This is a genomic window from Methylocystis bryophila (genome assembly GCF_027925445.1).
GTDB classification, from domain to species: Bacteria; Pseudomonadota; Alphaproteobacteria; order Rhizobiales; family Beijerinckiaceae; genus Methylocystis; species Methylocystis bryophila.
This window is the reverse complement of sequence record NZ_AP027149.1, coordinates 3,985,933-4,002,602: the sequence shown is the minus strand read 5'-3', so window position 1 is coordinate 4,002,602 and position 16,670 is coordinate 3,985,933. Positions and strand designations below refer to the sequence as shown.

The window sequence follows — 16,670 nt, the reverse complement described above, 5'->3', positions numbered from 1 at the left end:
GCGGCGAGGCCTAATCATGACAGCGACCGAAACTCTGCTCGAGCTCCGCGACGTTGAGGCGAGTTATAATCAAGCGATTGTTGCGCTTCGCGACGTCAGTCTCAAGGTCAGGCGAGGCGAAATCGTCGCCCTGCTGGGCGCCAATGGCTCCGGCAAAACGACGATTTTGAATGCGACGTCGCGACTGCTCGCGGCGGAGCGAGGGCAGATCACTTCGGGGAAGATTTTATTCGACGGGCGCTCAACGTCAAAATCCTCCACGGCCGAGCTCGCTCAGAAGGGACTTGTTCAGGTTCTTGAGGGCCGACGCGTCTTTCGGAGTCTGACTGTCGAGGAGAATTTGGCGAGCGGGGCGCTTGCGCGCCGCTCGAACCGGCGTGAGCTGCGAGACGATCTCGATTATGTCTACGGCGTTTTCCCGCAGCTGAAGCACCGCCGGAGATCGCTGGCCGGATTACTGTCGGGCGGCGAGCAGCAAATGACAGCGATTGGGCGGGCGATGATGACGCATCCCCGGCTGCTCATTTTGGACGAGCCGTCGATGGGCCTCGCGCCGCTTGTGGTTGAGGAAATCTACCAAGTGCTTGGAGCCCTCAATCGCATGAAAGGCTTAAGTCTTCTCGTCGCTGAGCAGAATGCTTACGTCGCGCTGCGCCACGCGCATCGCGGCTATGTCGTGGAGAATGGCGTTGTGGTTCTCGAGGGCGCCGCCGCAACACTGCAGGAGCGCGAGGATGTCAAAGATTTCTATCTCGGCCGAAACACGCGGGCTCATCGGAGAGAGTCGCCCACGCGAACAAATTACGCCGCCGTTTAGTTTGGAGAGATCCTCGGCGTGAGCTAACGATCGAGCTCGCTCGTTTTTCCTGCGCCGCGAGAGGATCCAATCCCTGACGTGAGGGAGTCGGGTCGCAAAGCTTCCAATCCCGCGCGCGCGGCAACGGTCACGATGGAGATGAAATCGCCGCGTTGAGGGCGGCAGCTAGCGCGACAACTTGATTCTACCGGGAGAACTCGAGCTGATGCTCAGAGAGTCGCGTATGGGCGTTCGAGGCAAACAGCTTTCGATCGGCTTCGCTCGCTACACAAGGAGCGTCGAAATCTGTGGACATCGCGCGAGAGACGGGTGTCGATCGCCGCACAGTCGCGAAATGGATCCAAGCTGATGCGCTTCCCCAACGGAGCGCCGCCGCGCCAAAGACGACGTCCCCGCGGCATTTCGACGATTATTTGTCGCGCACCGCTGGTCAGAAGGTTGTGTGTGCGGCCGTCGCCTCTTCCACGAAATCAAAGCGCGCGGTTACACCGGCAAGCAACGGCCAGACGGAAGGACAAATCAACGGGCTTGAAATCGCTCAAACGAACAATTTATGGCCGCGCTGGAGCAGAACTCCTCCGCGCCGCAAGCTCCCTTTGTCGTGACCTTTGCGACAGAATGTGAGGAAGACCCGCTTTACATGAAAAATGTCTATTTCAGACGAATTCAATCGCTTCCTCTGATAGAGCTTCTCCATCCCCCGGCAGCTTACGGACTTAATTTCATTCTTTTCTAAAGTGAGGAGAGGTTTAGATTTCCAAGGCAAGAAACTGTGTCTAACGCTTTGTTTTTATTGGTGCCGGTTGCAGGATTCGAACCCGCGACCTACTGATTACAAAGAGCAGAAATCGATTTCGCTATTCTTCGCCATGGCCGCATAATTCCTTATAATCACAACGTGTTGTGCTCAGACGCCTTCTCCATCGTACGCTAACTTACGCTCGATTTTGATTTGATCGGCTTCTAAATGGCTTCTAAAATTCACGCCCGAAAACCCCGCTCCAACGAGGCCGCCGGGAGATATTTCATGGCGAAGGGCAGAATCAACAAAAGCAACGTCGATCGGCTCGCTTGCCCCGCTGGTAAGTCGATGGAGGTCCTCTGGGACGACGCTCTGCGGGGCTTCGGCGTCGTCGTGCTGCCCTCGGGACGCAAGACCTTTATCATTCAGTGCAAGCGGTAAGGCCGCTCGCAAAAGGTCAAGATCGGGCTGTTCGGTCCGATGACGGCGGAGCAAGCACGCACGCAGGCGCTGAACTTGCGAAATTTGAGGGTTACCGTCGACCTTTGAAGCATCGCCGTGGAAACGGCGCTTCGGTCGGCCTTGCCTGCGTCGCGATCTCACGCCATGTCACTTACATGGTTCCCCCCAAATCTTCGCAGAGCGGCGGCGACGTTCAAGGTTCGCCGCTCACGGAGGTCATTTTTGGCTTCGTAATAATTGCTTGCCTCTATATTGGCCGCGAGGTCTTGGTCCCGATCGCGCTCGCGGTGCTCATGAGTTTCGTGCTCGCCCCTCCCGTTCGACTACTACAAGGCTGGCGTGTTCCGCGCAGTCTCGCCGTCGTTTTTGTGGCGGTCTTCGCGTTCTCGGCGATTTTCAGCTTGGGTGGGCTGATGGTCGTGGAGGTCAACAAGCTGGCGAGCGACCTGCCGCGTTATCAATCGACGTTGCGCGAAAAGATTCAGAGCCTGCGCGGAGCCACAGCGGTAACGGGCACGCTCGAACGCGCTTCCGAAATTCTGCAAGAGTTAAACAGGGAGCTCAACAGCCCGAAGCGCGGCGCTCCGGCGAGTGCTGCTCTGACGCCGCCTGGCGGAGCTTCCACCGAGTCCATTCAGGTGGAAATCGCGAAACCGACTTCCAGCGCTCTGCAGACGGTCGGGGCCGTCATCACGGCGCTGGTTAGTCCCCTCGCCACCGGTGGTATCGTCGTGATCTTTGTCATCCTCATTCTCGCTCAAAGGCAGGATTTGAGGAGCCGGCTTGTCCGGCTCGCCGGATCGAGGGATATTCAACGCACGACTGCAGCATTCGACGATGCGGCTCAGCGGCTCAGCCGGCTTTTCCTCACTCAAGTCGCGCTCAACGCGGGCTTTGGGCTCGTGGTGGGCGCAGGGCTTTGGATCATCGGCGTTCCGAGCGCCCCATTGTGGGGGATGCTGGCGATGATTTTCCGTTTCGTCCCTTACATCGGCCCCCTCATCTCGGCGATCTTTCCGCTCATCTTAGCGGCGGCCGCCGCCACAGGCTGGGCCATGGTCTTATGGACGGCCGTGTTGTTCCTGATTGTGGAGACAATAGCCGGGCAGATCATCGAGCCCTTGGCCTACGGACATAGCTCGGGGCTTTCACCAATCGCCGTCGTCACCTCCGCCACGTTCTGGACATGGCTCTGGGGGCCGATCGGACTGATCTTGGCGACGCCGCTGACCATTTGCCTGGTGGTGCTTGGCCGGCATGTGGAGCGACTGGCATTCTTGACCGTGATGCTCGGCGACCAACCCGCGCTTATGCCGGCGGAGCTCCTCTATCAACGGATGCTGGCAAGAGATCCGGTGGAGGCGAGTGAGCAGGCGCGAATGTTTTTGAAGGAGAGGTCACTGCTCGCCTATTACGAAGAAGTCCTCCTGGAAGGTCTCAAGCTTGCCGCGGCCGACGCGGAGCGTGGTTTGCTCGACCCCGATCGGACACTGCTCATTCGCGACGCAGTCGCCGAAATCGTCGACGACCTGAGCGATCATAAAGGCGATCCCGAGCCAGCACATGAAGCTGCAATCGAGGCGAGGGAGTCGGCGCGTGCCGACAAGGCCGAAGAAGCGGCGCGGGAACTGGCGCAACGGGGCCGAACCGGCAGGTTGGCGCTCTGCATTCCTGGCCTCGGGCTGATTGACGAGGCCTTGGCCTTGATAGTCACCCAGCTCCTCGAACGAAGCGGAGTTGGCGCACGCGCCGAAGAATTCGGCGTGCTGTCGAAATCGCGCGTCTCTTCTCTGGACACCACGGATGTCGGATTGATCTGCCTGTGCTACATCGAAACGCCCACTCCCGCGCAAATACACTATGCCGTGCGGCGCTTGCGCCGAAGGGCCCCAGCAGCAATAGTCCTCATTGCGCTGCTCGGTAGAACGACCGCAATTGACGACGATGAGGTTATGCACGCTTTGGTGAAACTCGATCTGGTCAAGGCTTCACTTCGCGCCACTGTTGAAAGGATTCTTGAAATAGCGCCATCGTTTTCGAAACACGAAGATTGAGCCGCGCCGCCTTCGGGCGTTAGCCCGCCTCTTTCGCGGATCGTTGGGCGCTTAGGCTGGCTCTGTTCGTACTACCGGAAAGCCTTGATCAGTCTGGATCGCTGCGACCTTTGGCTTCCCTGAGCTTGCCGCGCTCGAAAATGATCACGACGGCGATCGCCATCAGAAGCGGAATAACCAAATAGAACAGGCGAAAGACGAGCAGCGCCGAAAGCACTTTCAGGTGCGGCACGTCGGGCATGGCCTTGATAAACAAAACTTCGAACACGCCTAACCCGGCGGGCGCAGTGGAGACGAGCGCCGCCGAAAATGAAAAGAGAAACGTGCCCAGCACGACAAGAGGGCCGGGATTGCCGATTTCGGGTAGCGCAAAATAGATGATGCCCGCTGCGCCAGCCAGTTCGATGGGCGCCGCGAACAACTGCCTAGCCATGACTCCCGGGCGCGGATAGACGATTTCCATTTTGCTAATCGCGAGCGGGCGAAAACGCATCAGCGAGCCAATGACGTAGAGCGCGACGACGGCGAGGCAGCCGAGCCCGATCGTGAGCGCCGTATCTGGATCGGTGATGATCGCGGGCAGCATTCCAGACAGGCGCTGCAACATGGCGGGACGGGTGGTAAGCAATATGCCGCCGACTAAGATACCGCCAAGGGCGAAGGTGAGGGCACAGAACGTGACGAGCACGCCCACCTGCGCCATCGTCAGCCCCTTCGTCGAATATGCGCGGTAACGAACCATGGCGCCGGACAATACCGAAGCGCCGACGTTGTGAGACAAGGCATAGGTCGTGAAGGAACAGATGGAGATGTAAATCCAAGAGATGTGCCTTACCCCAAGGTGCAGCAGCGCGATGTGATCGTACCAGGCGAGCGCTGCGTACGCCATCAAGGTCGATGCGCCAGCGGCGAGATATGCAGAAAGTGGGATGGCTTTCAGGTCGGCCCAGACATCAGCCCTGACGGCCTCGCCCTTCAACTCACGGTAAAGCAGATAGAAAGAACCGATCACGGCTATGAAGCCGACGAGCGACCAAAGACGTCCCAAGATCTTCTTCATGCGGCCCATGCCAGCAGGATTGTGGTCGCTCTCGAACGGCCGCATCTAAGCCGTATCGCCTTCGCTTGCATGGTCGGACCGCCTCCACGAGCCGCCATCCGCTATCTATTGGATGATGGTGTTTGCGCTAATCTCGTTGGATGGCAGAGTTTGCCCCGGGCCGTCTGGCTCATGAGCGCGTCCGAATTGCCTAGCCAAAAAAGTTCCCCGGCTCCGCGTCCTCTGACCCGGAGCCGGGTTCTCCTCGGAACATTGTTGCGTGAAGGCGTGAGGGAGGAATCACGCCGGGCTCGGGGAGCCCCGCGCATCCGGGAGAAACCCCCAAGGGAGGGGAACTCAGTGGTCCCTTACGTAACTGAATTCTGTGATTCGGAGCCAGCCTCGGAATCTACTCACGCGCCATATGCCCTCCAATGGATAGGCTCACGCACTCTGGCAGACCGTGGCGACGCGCTGTGTTGCAGGCTCGGTATGGAATGCGCGGGGGGCGATCTCACTGTAACCATCCTCCGCTCTTGAGGGGGTGATCGCTTTCGGCGGCTCCAGCGCAATCGGCGCCGAGATCTACAGCACGAGCATTCCCAAGGACAGTGTTCTCGACCATGAGCGCCGAAGGGCGACTTGTGCATGATCCTTGCGCCGCGAAAGGCCGGAGACGTAGCACGCGGGAAATCGATCCTTGCGAGCGTTAGGCCAACGCGTCTTGATGTGCGCGAAGGCGTCACCTTGCCGGCAGCGCACCCGTTGGGGAGCGGGTCGGCGACCCGCGAAACCGGTTGCTTCTGCGGCCTGCGCTTGAACGGCGAAGCGGCGATGGAAATGTCAGTGCGTTCCTTGGGAGGCTCCTGTCGAAGCGATGGATGGAGCAGCGCGTCTCGGTATCTTGACATCGACGGCGACGAGAGAGCTTTCATGGAATTTGGCGAGGCCCCCCACCCAATCGGCGACATCGCCGAGCGTCGCTACGGTCGGAAAGCCGAAAGAAATCTGATCGTCCTCGAAGACGACCCGCAACCGAGACTCGCTCGCTTGCGCCTCATGAAATCCGCGCATTTTGGGCTCCTTTGATCTTGCCGCAGGGCGACCCCGCGTTCACATGCAGCGATGAATATTTTCCCTTGAGCCGCCAACACTCATGCGGCTTATCCAGACTAAATGATAAGCCACAGCGACAGATGTCGGGGGCCCCGGAACAACCCGCGCCAACCGGCGCGGGAATCGCGACGAATCCCAACCGCGGGACTTCGCAGGCGTCTATAATCGGCCCAACAAAACGAGGATGAGCACCACGATCAGAATCGTTCCGAGGGCGCCCGACGGGAAATAGCCCCAGCTGGCGCTATGGGACCAAGTCGGGAACGCCCCGACGAGCATCAGGACGAGAACGATGAGAAGGATTGTCCCGAGTGACATGAGAACTCCTTTCTGGCACTAAAGCCCTAGCTGCGTTCGCGAGCTTCCCTGTTGAGAACCGTCCTTGGGGTTAAAGTAGAGCCGAGCGACCGCGGCCAAGGGTCCGTCGATATGATCAATCGTCTCCACGCCGACAATGCAGCTGGCGGAATGGGCATGACGGCTCGTCTAACACGCGGCCAGTTCCAATTCGGCGCTGTCTGGGCCGGTGATCAGCATCGCCTTTGCCTCGGCCATCGCCGCGGTGACCAGTCGAATCGAAATGGAAGACCTTCCTTCCCGCGGATCGATCCAGACGATCGCTTGATAAGGGCTGGTCATTGGACCGATCTCGCATTTGTAGCCGACGGATAAGAAGCTAATTCGCCTCGGTTGGGATTTCGCGTCGGGAAATCGATTTTGGATTGTGCTCCACGAGAAAAATTGCGGGTAGGCCCGGAAACTACTCAAAACAACGAAATCGACTCCGCAATCGAAGATCCAAGCCAGGACCAAAATGGGCGGGTTTGTAAATTCAAAGGGAGCCAATATCTATTAGTCGCAGGTGCTGCTCAGCTGATGGCGCTTGCGGCGGAGCGGCAGACAAAATTTCGGATAGAAATGATGACGAGCCCCACAAGCGCAAAAGGCGATACGGCCGGCTCGAAGAACATTCGCGCCGTCTCGCCAAAAGATTCGCCCCAGCGCTGCGCATTTCCGATCGTCGCAATCGGCGCTTCGGCGGGTGGGCTGGAGGCGTTCCGCAGCTTCCTCGATGCGCAGAGTCCCACGAGCGGAATGGCCTTCGTGATGATCCAGCATCTGGATCCCACGCATCCCAGTCTCATGCAGGAATTGCTCTCCAATCACACGAGCATGACGGTCGCGCAAGCCAAGGACGCCGCGCCGCTCGAACGCAATCATGTCTATCTCATTCCTCCGGGCGCCAATCTTTCGGTTAGAGATGGGCTGTTGCGGCTAACGAAGCCGACGCAACGCCGCGGCGCGCGATTGCCCTTCGACTTTTTCCTGGCTTCGCTCGCCGAAGCTTGTGGCAAGCAGGCCGTCTGCGTCGTGCTATCGGGGACCGGATCGGACGGCAGCGTCGGGCTTGTCGCGATCAAGGAAAAAGGCGGCCTTGTGATTGCTCAGGATCCGGAGGAGGCCGAGTTCGATGGGATGCCGCGTAGCGCGATCGCAACCGACGTCGTCGATATCGTCGGGTTGGTCGCAGACATTCCCGAGCTCATTCTTGCACGGCTGCACGGAGCGGCGCCGGCGGCCGCGGACGTGAAGAAATCCCACCCGCTTGCTGCATCAGGTGAGTTCTCTGAGATCATCGCGCTGCTTCGAGACAAGACCGGGCATGACTTCAGCGTCTATAAGGAAGGCACGTTGCAGCGTCGCCTCGAGCATCGCATGAACGCGGTTCGAATCGAGACGCCCGCCTCCTATCTAAAGCTTTTGCGTGAAAAGCCAGCAGAGATCGAGCTGCTGCGCAAGGATCTGTTGATTGGCGTCACGCAATTTTTCCGCGGTCGGCTCGCATTTGAATACCTGTCCAATGAAATCATCCCCGAGCTCGTTAATCAGCAAAAGGACCAGCGGGCGATCCGCATCTGGTGTCCTGGGTGCAGCACCGGTGAAGAGCCTTATTCGCTCGCCATGCTGTTTCTCGAGGCTTTCGAGGAGTTGAAGCGGCCGGCGCGACTTCAGATTTTCGCGTCGGACATCAATGCGGACGCCGTCGGTTTCGCGCGCGACGGGCTCTATTCAAAAACGATCGAAGTGGATGTCGCGCCGGACCGGCTGGCGCGGTTTTTCACGAGAGAGGACCACCACTACCGGGTCGCGCACGAATTGCGCGACTGCGTCGTGTTCACGGTTCACGACATTTTAGCGGACGCGCCCTTTTCCAACATTGACCTTGTCTGCTGTCGCAATCTCCTCATCTACTTGCAGCCGGAGGCGCAGCACAAAATCCTGTCGTTTTTTCACTTCGCCTTGCGCGATGGCGGCGTTTTGTTCCTCGGACCTTCGGAGATGGTCGGCTCCGGAGAGCGCTTCGAGTCCATTTCAAAGAAGCATCGTATTTATCGTCATATGGGCCGCAGCCGGCCGGGTGAGGTCGCGTTTCCTGCAGGGGCTCAGACTGAGCGGATGGTTTCGGCGACCGCAGCAAGACCTCACTTCGAACGAGCGGTCGACTTCGACGCTCTGTCTCGGCGCGCTGTGAATGACAGCTTTTCTTTGTGTTCGGTGTTGATCGATGCGCGCCAGGAGTGTCTGCACATTTCCGGGGCAGCGGATAAATATCTCCGGGTTCCCTTGGGCGTCGCCCGCAACGATCTTTTGGTGATGGTGCGGGGCGGTCTGCGTCCCAAGCTGCGCGCCGCCATCGAGCGCGCCAAGCATGATCGGGCGCGTGTGGTCGTGACGGACGCTCAACTGGAGGAGGATCAAGCGTCCTCGACCATTTGCATCGCCGTCGAGCCCGTCAAGAAGCATGACGATGGGATGTTGCTCGTCAGCTTTCTGGATGGCTCCTTCGCAAACCCAAGGACAGATCGATTGGCGGCGCCAGCTCCCGCAGACGGAGCTCGTGTCGCCAATTTGGAACGCCGGCTCGCAGAGGTCACCGTGGAGCTCGAGGGCGCGCTTCGAGATCTCGACTCGGCGAAAGAGGAGCAGAGGCGCATCAGCGAACAAGCCATGTCCCTGAATGAGGAGGCGCAATCCACGAATGAAGAGCTGGTCACGTCGAAGGAAGAGCTGCAATCGGTGAACGAGGAGCTCACGGCGTTGAACAGCCAGCTCCACGAGACTTTGGAGCGTCAGCGCAACACCTCCAATGATCTCCAGAATATTCTAGAAAGCTCAGGCATCGCCACGATCTTTCTGGACGAGGATCTGAGAATTCGTTTCTTCACCCCCGCGGCCATGTCGCTATTCAGGGTGATTTCGACCGACATTGGTCGGCCTCTGGCCGATTTCACCTCGCTCGCAAACGATGGCGATCTGATCAAAGACGCCTCGATCGTTCTCGAGGAGCATCGGACCATCGAACGTGAAGTCAAAACCCACAATGGAGTATGGTATAATAGAGTGATATTGCCATACCGAACCCATGACGGCTTGGTCGAAGGCGTCGTCATCACATTCACGAACATCACCGAAAAAAAGCGCGCGGCCGAGGCGCTCGCCGCCGCCACGCAGGCCGCCGAACAGGCGAATGTCGCCAAATCGCGCTTTCTCGCCGCCGCCAGCCATGATTTGCGGCAGCCGCTGCAAACGATCCGACTTCTCCAGGGACTGTTGGCCAATACATCCGGTAACCCTGACTCGCAAACGCTCCTGAAGCGTCTCGACGCGACCGTTGGCGTTATGTCGGGAATGCTGAACACACTGCTCGACATCAATCAGCTCGAAGCTGGCGTTATCCAGGCGGACATCGAAAGCTTTCCTTTGAACGAGTTGTTTGAGCATCTCGACGCGGACTTTGGCTATCACATGCGGGCGCAGGGTCTTGAGTGGCGCGTCGTCTCCAGCACATGTGTCGTGCGCAGCGATCCCAGACTGCTCGAGCAGATTCTACGTAACCTTCTTTCCAACGCGGTGAAATTTACGAAGCGCGGCAAGGTGCTGCTCGGTCGCCGCCGTCGCGGCAAGATGATGCGTATCGAGGTGTGGGACACGGGCCCCGGAATTCCTGAGGAGTATCGTCAGGCGATCTTCGAGGAGTTTCACCAAATCGACAACCCCGCGCGGGAGCGCAGCAAGGGGCTCGGTCTTGGTCTCGCCATCGTGGAGCGATTGGCCAATTTGCTTGATCACCCCATCGATGTGAAATCACGCCCTGGGCATGGTTCAATGTTCAGCATCGGCGTGCCCATCGAGTCTCCGGCGCTTGTCGCTTCTGGCTCCGCCACAGGAAAGCTTACGGTTGAGCCAGCGCAAGGGAATGCCTCGATTCTCGTTATCGAGGATGATCCAGCGATTCGCGAACTGCTCGAAATGCTTTTGCGAGGCGCCGGATATCGTCCGCTGGGCGCCGCTGATGGGGTCGTTGCGCTCGCTTCGAGCGAGCGTCCCGATCTCATCGTCGCCGACTTCAATCTTCCCAACGGGCCCAATGGCGTCGAGGTCATCTCGCAACTGCGAGAGAAATTCCATCGCGAAATTGCCGCCATCGTCATCACCGGCGACATTTCCACGCAAACGCTGCGCGCCATCGCCGGACTACACTGCAAGCATCTGGGCAAGCCGGTCGAGACCGCGGAACTGCTGCGCGTCGTCAAGAATCTTCTCGTCTCGGCGGCGCCGGAGGAGAAGACGGAGGCGGTGACAAGGACTCCGGGCGAACCATCGTCTGGCGCCATTTTTGTCGTCGACGACGACTCCAGCATTCGCGACGCTGTTCGGGAGATGCTCGAATCGCACGGATGGGAGGTGGAGACCTTCGAGAGCTGCGAAGCGTTCCTGGCGGCCCTGCGCCCCGGACGCCGCGGATGTCTCGTGATCGACGCAGTGCTGCCGGGAATGGATGGGTTGGAGCTGCTGGCTCGGCTCAAGGCCGATGGGATCACCCTGCCGTCGATCATGATCACCGGCCATGGCGACGTTTCAATGGCCGTCAAAGCCATGCGGGCCGGGGTCTCCGACTTCATCGAAAAGCCTTTCGGGCATGAGGAGCTTTTCGCAAGTATCAAGGATGCACTGGAGCAAACCACTGCGTCGGGGCGAGAGCAAGCGCGGCGCATGGCCGCCAACGCGCATCTTGAGGGTTTGACCGCGCGTGAACGCCAAATTCTGGGGCTCGTGCTCGCCGGGCATCCGAGCAAGAACATCGCCGCGGATCTGGGGATTAGCCAGCGGACGGTGGAGAACCATCGCTCGGCCATCATGCGCAAGACCGGTTCTCGGAATATTCCTGCGCTCATCCGATTGGCGGTGGCAGCCGAATGAGATCGGCCGTAACATCGCCTTCTTGAATGGATGCGCACGCCTGCGCCCGCAAAAATCAGTCAAGCCGCCGGCGCCGCAACTTGAGTAGTTTCCGACGCTTCGTTGATCCCCCGATCTCCGTTAGTGTTCCAAGCGATAAGAAACCGAAACGGAGATCGTGTTATGGACAAAGAAAACATTAAGGGCGCCGCCCAAAAGATCAAAGGCAAGATCGAAGAGGTCGCTGGCAAGGTGGTCGGCGACAAGGATCTCGAGCTTCGTGGAAAAGCTGACCAGCTCGGCGGCGCGGTGCGCGAAGCGGTCGGAACCGCACGAGACGTGGTGAAGGACGCGGTCAAGGAAGCCAGCAAGCCCTGATGGGGCCTGGCTGACGCTGCGGGGTGGCGCGCGCCTTCATTGGTTTCCTTCTCGATATCAGAGGGACCAGGAGGTCTGCGCCATCCGTCTATTGCGTAATGCCGATAATAGTGCAGCGAAATCCGTGATAGCCAACTCAAAATTTTGTCGGCCAAGCTCTGCTCCCGGCTTGCCGCTTTCTTAAGCCGCGCCTTTCTGTGACGTCACGAAAACCTGCACTGACATTCCCAAGAATGCCTCAGGCGCTCCCGAGAAGCTCCCTCTTACCGGCATTGCCTGCCAGATGCTGCGTGCGACGGCGACGGGGATCAGATTGGAGCCGCCAACGCCGCGGTTGGTTGGATCGAAAGTGATCCACCCTGCGCCGGGCACGTAAACCTCCGCCCATGCATGGGTGGATCCCTCGTCCGTCGACCCGAGCATCTTCAGATCGGGGTTAAAGAGATAACCGGAGACGATCCGCGCCCCAAATCCGAGGCTACGCGCCGCTTCGACGAAAAGGACGGCAAAATCCCTGCAGGATCCCCAGCCTCGTCGCAGAGTTTCGGTTGGCGACTGAACACCTTCGTCGTCCCGACTCTGATAGCTGATCCATGCCGAGACGCCAGCGCTGAGATCTTTGAGCAGAGCGAGGGTGTCCGTCGGATGTCCGGCCACAAAGGCTCTCGCCCAGTCTCGCAACCGTCCCTCAGGGTCCGCGTATTGTGGGATCGTTAGGGCGCCGAGGTCGGTCCACTCATCGTCCGTGTAGCGGAACGGAAAGAAAATGGCTTCGGCGGCGATGTCGAAGACCGGCCAAGCGGTGGCTTCGAGCTCGAGCTCCGCGACGCTGTCGATCGCGAGAGTATCGGCCGTGGTTTGAAAGACGGACGTAGCAACGGCGTTGCCGAAAACATCCTGCGCCCAAGTCACGACTGCAGCGGGAGCCACCGTGACATGACTGGAAATCAGCCGAAGATCTCGGCTTTCGCGCGGCCGAAGCATCAAGCGGTGCGGTCCGAAGCTGACTGGACAACCGTAGCGGTAGACTGTTCTGTGGTGAATGCTGAGGCTAATCAAAGCTACTCCATGGCGGGCCGCTGCAAAACGCGTTACGCTCAATGAGGCCGCGAGATATTATCGTGATCCATTCAACGTCGTCCACTTCGAAGCGGGCCGCGGTTAGCTCTAACGGGGTGCTCCATCTCGGTTCTGACGGTCCGTAGGCGATCACGCTGACTGCGACGCCGTAGCTGTTGATTCCCCCAAATGAGCGCAACATTTTGAACGGATGGAGTGCCCTATGTGTGAATGGCGCTGACCCGGAGCTGTCCTTCTCGTCGCAGCACCCGCATGGAAACCTGCTCGCCGTGACGAACGATGGCGAGGTTGAGGCTTGAGTTTCCGAGACGAAGCTCACGTATGATCACTTCGTCGAGAAACGAGGGGAGGTGCGGATTGATCAGCCGAATTTCATTTTGCTTGGGATTGAAGCTGAGCCCAAGCGACGCCTGAAGCAGAGCGAAGGGTGTGGCCGCGGCCCAAGCTTGCGGCGCGCAAGCGACAGGATAGAGCGTCGGACCGCGCCCACGCCGGCGCCGGAAGCCGCAAAACAGTTCGGGCAGGCGGCTAATGTCCATATATGTCGCCGCTTCAAACAAGCCCTTGAAAACCCTGTTGATCGGGCGCTTGAGGCCGTAGCGTGCGAAGCCCAGCGCGATCAGGGCGTTGTCATGCGGCCAGACCGAACCGTTGTGATAGGACATGGGATTGTAGCGCCGCTCTTCCCGCGACACCGTGCGAATTCCCCACCCGGAAAAGAGTTCCGGTCGCATGAGCGTGTCGGCGACCGCGAAAGCGTGCTCGCGTGAGGCGACGCCCGTAAAAAGAACCTGGCCGGCGTTCGAAGTGCGGACTTTGCATTGTCTCTTCTCTCCGTCGAGGGCAAATGCGTAGGCGCCGATTTCCGGGCACCAGAAAGCCGCCTCGAATCGCACGGCAAGCTCTGTCGCTTGTGTATCGAGACGATCCGCGAGCGCCTCACTTCCTAGCCGACGCGCTGCGCGCGCGGCAAGGCGCTTGGCCATGAATACATAGCCCTGCACTTCGGCGAGCGCGATGGGCCCCTTTGCCAATTCCCCGTCGGCATGGAAGACGGCGTCATGGGAGTCCTTCCAACCCTGATTGGCGAGCCCCTGATCGGTTTGACGATGATATTCAATAAACCCGTCGCAATCGACGTCGCCCGGTCCATCCATCCACGCCAGAGCAGCTTCAATTTGCGGCCATAATTCCAAGATCGTAGCCCTGTCACCCGTGCGCTCGAAATAGAGCCCGGCGAGCACGACAAAAAGCGGTGTCGAATCGACACTTCCATAATACAATCCAAACGGCACCTCGCGGAGCATGGCCATTTCGCCCGACCGCATTTCGTGCAGGATTTTCCCCGGCTCCGCGTCGCTGATCGGGTCGAAGCTCTTCGCCTGATAGGCCGCGAGCCGCTTCAGCACGCCACGAGCAATACCGGGATCACACCACAGCATCTGAATTGCGGTGATGATTCCGTCACGGCCAAAGGTCGTTGAATACCACGGTATACCGGCATAAGGATAAGGCCCCTGCTCAGTTTCTGTTATCAGCATTCGCAAATCGGCCATCGACCGGCATAAGGTCCGATTGAACAGGTCGTTAGAGGTTTCCACAGTGGCCGTATTTGCGCTCACGTCCTTCGATGCGCGAGCCGCCGAAATCAGCCCCCTGAAGAAAGAAGCAGCACGCGTTCCACCTGACCCATCGCAGGTTACGGCCACGAAGAGCGAATACCGTCCCTGGGGCTCCATGTTGATCGTATAGGATGCGGCGCTGGAGGTGAGCTCAGTGGGGGGAGGATCAAATGTGAGCTCGCTGCTGCGCGATTTATCGTCGAGCCCGTTGTAGCTCAGCACAACGTTATTTCGATCCGTGACGCGGGCCGTGGCCAGACCGCGCCGCTCGCGTCGAATACCGCGCACTTCGAAAATGTCGGCGAAATCGTTGCTGAAGGTGAACGACAGTCGAAACGAGACTTTCTCGCCACCGTGATTGTGAATGTGGAAGCGCTGATAGGCGGCGTCGCGCCACAAAAATACCGTGCGCGAGATGTGGAGGACATCCCTTTGCAGAACAAGCTGCTCATCGACGTAAATATCTGGATTCGTCAAATCCACGGTGAGGACCGAATTGTCGTCACGCACATTTGAACCAAGGAGAAGCAACTCCGTGTCGTCGAGCAGGAATTCAAAGCGCGAAAGATATCGCGTATCGAGGTGAAAAATTCCATCAGTCCCGCCGGCGCTGGCGCCGATGTCGCCATGACTGTCAACTACGGCAAAAGTGTCATCATGCTTCAAATTGCGCCTTAGTCGCATCGGCCCAGTGGCGGGAATGTAAAAGTCGGTTTCCGGGACCCGATCCACGGACTTGATCGTCGAGGATGCCGCGAGCACTCTCAATGCACGGCTCCCGGCGAATTGACGCTTCTAGTGGGGGCCACGCCGCCTTCACGACCGCTGAGGACCGCAGGAGCCGGCATCGACATCGAACGATAGAGGTTCAGATAGTTCTGCGCCATCGAAGCCGCTGAAAAGCGTTCCACGAAACGCTGGTGAACAGCGCGGCGGTTGAGGCCGAACACCCCGGGCAAAGCGCTGGCCGCCTGCTCCATCCCATCAACGATCGCGCCCGTGACTCCTTCGTCGATAATTTCAGGCACCGAGCCGCGTCTAAACGCCAGCACCGGCGTGCCGCAAGCCATCGCCTCGATCATGGCAAGCCCGAAAGGTTCAGGCCAGTCGATCGGAAACAGAAGGGCGAGCGCCTCGCCGAGAAATTTAGTTTTTTGCCGCTCATTGATCTCGCCAATGAATTCGACGCCTGGCTCATTAAGCAAGGGCGCAACGCATTCGCGGAAATATGCTTCGTCGACCTTATCGACCTTCGCCGCAATCTTGATCGGGATTCCCATGGATCGGGCAATGTGAATTGCGCGCTCGGGACCTTTTTCCGGCGAGATGCGCCCGAGGAAGGCCACATAGCCGCCTCGCGGATTCAGGGTTGGGCGGTGCAAGTCCAGCGGCAGCCCATGATGAATCGTCGCGGCGAAGTTTACTTTTGGAAGCGGCAGTCGTTGCGCGTCTGAAATCGACACCAACGGCATGTCGTCGAAGGCGCTGTAGAATGGAGGCAAATCGGGAAGATCCTGCCGTCCATGCAAGGTGGTCACCGTGCGTCTCGCCATCGAACGGAAGAGGGGGAAGGGGAGAAAATCCACGTGAAAATGCAGGATATCAAAATTGTGGGCCTGCCGCCGCACATGATCGAGCATGAGCATATAGTATGGAATCGTGTCGTGGACTTGCTTGTCGAGACGCAGCGCGACAGGTACGCAAGGAACGAGATTGGCGGCGGTCAGAGAATCTCCACTTGCGAATAGGGTGACCTTGTGTCCCATCCGAACCAGATCTTCGGTAAGATACGACACAATCCGCTCCGTGCCGCCATAAAAGCGGGGAGGTACGCTTTCTATGAGCGGCGCTATCTGGGCAATCCTCATCGTCGTGTCTCCATCGCCGCGAGGTCGCTTTTCGCACGCATGGCGGGCTTCGGAATTTGTGACTTCATGCCGTAGATATTCTCAGTGACAATACACATCTTTTGATGTGCGTGAGCGTGAGAATCCTGGCGGCGTGTCCGTACAAGAAAATAAGTGAACGGGATCCTATCAAAATAGACTCGGAATCTACTCAAACCGCGTCATGATCAGATCTTTCCGAGGGCCGCAGCATCGCCATCCGCTGCGATACG

At 58.8% G+C, this 16,670-nt stretch carries 13 protein-coding genes; 6 read left to right on the top strand and 7 right to left on the bottom strand.

Annotated elements, in window-relative coordinates; translation table 11 throughout:
* The first annotated feature begins 16 nt into the window (after positions 1 to 16).
* From QMG80_RS18455 to QMG80_RS18440, 4 genes are all read left to right on the top strand, one after another.
* Entirely contained in the window at positions 17 to 817 is an 801-nt protein-coding gene (locus QMG80_RS18455) for an ABC transporter ATP-binding protein (RefSeq protein ID WP_085770499.1), read from the top strand.
* Positions 818 to 1,370: 553 nt separating this feature from the next.
* Entirely contained in the window at positions 1,371 to 1,553 is a 183-nt protein-coding gene (locus QMG80_RS18450; RefSeq protein ID WP_085770498.1) for a hypothetical protein, read from the top strand.
* 291 nt (positions 1,554 to 1,844) lie between these two features.
* The gene (locus QMG80_RS18445) at positions 1,845 to 2,000 is read left to right on the top strand and encodes a hypothetical protein (protein WP_158658593.1); all 156 of its coding nucleotides are present in this window, start codon (positions 1,845 to 1,847) and stop codon (positions 1,998 to 2,000) included.
* 104 nt (positions 2,001 to 2,104) lie between these two features.
* Complete coding sequence (locus QMG80_RS18440) at positions 2,105 to 4,075, top strand: AI-2E family transporter (RefSeq protein ID WP_102938053.1); 1,971 nt, start codon at positions 2,105 to 2,107, stop codon at positions 4,073 to 4,075.
* Between the two features lie 88 nt (positions 4,076 to 4,163).
* On the opposite strand, the gene QMG80_RS18435 is transcribed toward QMG80_RS18440, so the two are convergent.
* The 4 genes from QMG80_RS18435 to QMG80_RS18420 form a co-directional block, all read right to left on the bottom strand.
* A complete protein-coding gene (locus QMG80_RS18435) occupies positions 4,164 to 5,135 on the bottom strand; it encodes a putative bifunctional lysylphosphatidylglycerol flippase/synthetase (RefSeq protein ID WP_085773503.1) in 972 nt (323 codons plus the stop codon).
* Between the two features lie 822 nt (positions 5,136 to 5,957).
* Positions 5,958 to 6,188, bottom strand: coding sequence for a hypothetical protein (locus tag QMG80_RS18430; RefSeq protein WP_085770497.1), 231 nt, complete (start codon positions 6,186 to 6,188; stop codon positions 5,958 to 5,960).
* A 201-nt stretch (positions 6,189 to 6,389) separates the two neighbouring features.
* Entirely contained in the window at positions 6,390 to 6,548 is a 159-nt protein-coding gene (locus QMG80_RS18425) for a DUF3309 family protein (RefSeq protein ID WP_085770496.1), read from the bottom strand.
* Positions 6,549 to 6,716: 168 nt separating this feature from the next.
* Positions 6,717 to 6,869 carry a hypothetical protein gene (locus QMG80_RS18420; protein WP_158658592.1) on the bottom strand — a complete coding sequence of 51 codons (153 nt, stop codon included), beginning with the start codon at positions 6,867 to 6,869 and terminating at the stop codon, positions 6,717 to 6,719.
* A 282-nt stretch (positions 6,870 to 7,151) separates the two neighbouring features.
* Here QMG80_RS18420 and QMG80_RS18415 point away from each other — a divergent pair, with 282 nt between their 5' ends.
* Positions 7,152 to 11,492, top strand: a complete 4,341-nt coding sequence (locus QMG80_RS18415) for a chemotaxis protein CheB (RefSeq protein ID WP_102938163.1) — start codon at positions 7,152 to 7,154, stop codon at positions 11,490 to 11,492.
* 162 nt (positions 11,493 to 11,654) lie between these two features.
* On the top strand, positions 11,655 to 11,849 hold the full coding sequence (locus QMG80_RS18410) for a CsbD family protein (protein ID WP_085770495.1): 195 nt from the start codon (positions 11,655 to 11,657) through the stop codon (positions 11,847 to 11,849).
* 180 nt (positions 11,850 to 12,029) lie between these two features.
* On the opposite strand, the gene QMG80_RS18405 is transcribed toward QMG80_RS18410, so the two are convergent.
* The 3 genes from QMG80_RS18405 to QMG80_RS18395 form a co-directional block, all read right to left on the bottom strand.
* A complete protein-coding gene (locus QMG80_RS18405; protein ID WP_085770494.1) occupies positions 12,030 to 12,908 on the bottom strand; it encodes a transglutaminase family protein in 879 nt (292 codons plus the stop codon).
* Between the two features lie 221 nt (positions 12,909 to 13,129).
* Entirely contained in the window at positions 13,130 to 15,319 is a 2,190-nt protein-coding gene (locus tag QMG80_RS18400) for an amylo-alpha-1,6-glucosidase (protein ID WP_245300054.1), read from the bottom strand.
* Positions 15,316 to 16,419 carry a glycosyltransferase family 4 protein gene (locus QMG80_RS18395; RefSeq protein WP_085770493.1) on the bottom strand — a complete coding sequence of 368 codons (1,104 nt, stop codon included), beginning with the start codon at positions 16,417 to 16,419 and terminating at the stop codon, positions 15,316 to 15,318. The genes QMG80_RS18400 and QMG80_RS18395 overlap by 4 nt, the downstream gene beginning before the upstream one ends.
* Positions 16,420 to 16,670 lie beyond the last annotated feature (251 nt).

Excerpts from the sequence above, each read along its gene's own strand:
- QMG80_RS18455 (WP_085770499.1), top strand. The coding sequence starts at position 17 with ATGACAGCGACCGAAACTCTGCTCGAGCTCCGCGACGTTGAGGCGAGT.
- QMG80_RS18450 (WP_085770498.1), top strand. The coding sequence starts at position 1,371 with ATGGCCGCGCTGGAGCAGAACTCCTCCGCGCCGCAAGCTCCCTTTGTC.
- QMG80_RS18445 (WP_158658593.1), top strand. The coding sequence starts at position 1,845 with ATGGCGAAGGGCAGAATCAACAAAAGCAACGTCGATCGGCTCGCTTGC.
- QMG80_RS18435 (WP_085773503.1), bottom strand. The coding sequence starts at position 5,135 with ATGAAGAAGATCTTGGGACGTCTTTGGTCGCTCGTCGGCTTCATAGCC.
- QMG80_RS18430 (WP_085770497.1), bottom strand. The coding sequence starts at position 6,188 with ATGCGCGGATTTCATGAGGCGCAAGCGAGCGAGTCTCGGTTGCGGGTC.
- QMG80_RS18425 (WP_085770496.1), bottom strand. The coding sequence starts at position 6,548 with ATGTCACTCGGGACAATCCTTCTCATCGTTCTCGTCCTGATGCTCGTC.
- QMG80_RS18420 (WP_158658592.1), bottom strand. The coding sequence starts at position 6,869 with ATGACCAGCCCTTATCAAGCGATCGTCTGGATCGATCCGCGGGAAGGA.
- QMG80_RS18415 (WP_102938163.1), top strand. The coding sequence starts at position 7,152 with ATGACGAGCCCCACAAGCGCAAAAGGCGATACGGCCGGCTCGAAGAAC.
- QMG80_RS18410 (WP_085770495.1), top strand. The coding sequence starts at position 11,655 with ATGGACAAAGAAAACATTAAGGGCGCCGCCCAAAAGATCAAAGGCAAG.
- QMG80_RS18395 (WP_085770493.1), bottom strand. The coding sequence starts at position 16,419 with ATGAGGATTGCCCAGATAGCGCCGCTCATAGAAAGCGTACCTCCCCGC.